Here is a 337-nt window from a genome sequence, read left to right as displayed (position 1 = left end):
GGATGCCGTTACCTTGGAGAGTGCCCTATGCGCTGTGACTGATAACCTTGACACTTCGACGCCCATGTGAGCGCGCGTCGCGATCTTTCTGGCGTAGTTTCGCCGGCTTGTCCTGCCAATCTTGCGGGATCCGGCCGGCCTTGATGTCGTCCTTCTCTTCCTTTGTGTTCCTCTGCTTCGGCGCGGCGATAAGGCTGGAATCCACGATCTGGCCCGACATGGCGATGTAGCCGGCCTCGCGCAGCATCGCATCGAAGCGTTCGAACAGGGCTTGGATCGCTCCTGCCGTCGTCAGCCTCTCCCGAAACAGCCAGATCGTGCGCGCATCGGGAACCCG

1 pseudogene is annotated in these 337 nt (G+C 61.1%); it reads right to left on the bottom strand.

The window, feature by feature from the left end:
* Positions 1 to 70: 70 nt before the first annotated feature.
* Positions 71 to 337: pseudogene (locus tag ACWGTI_RS32830) on the bottom strand (IS5/IS1182 family transposase); the annotation flags it as partial.

It is taken from the genome of Mesorhizobium sp. ArgA1, assembly GCF_053714375.1.
The sequence above is the reverse complement of the archived record's forward strand: the minus strand, read 5'-3'. Positions and strand labels throughout refer to the sequence as shown.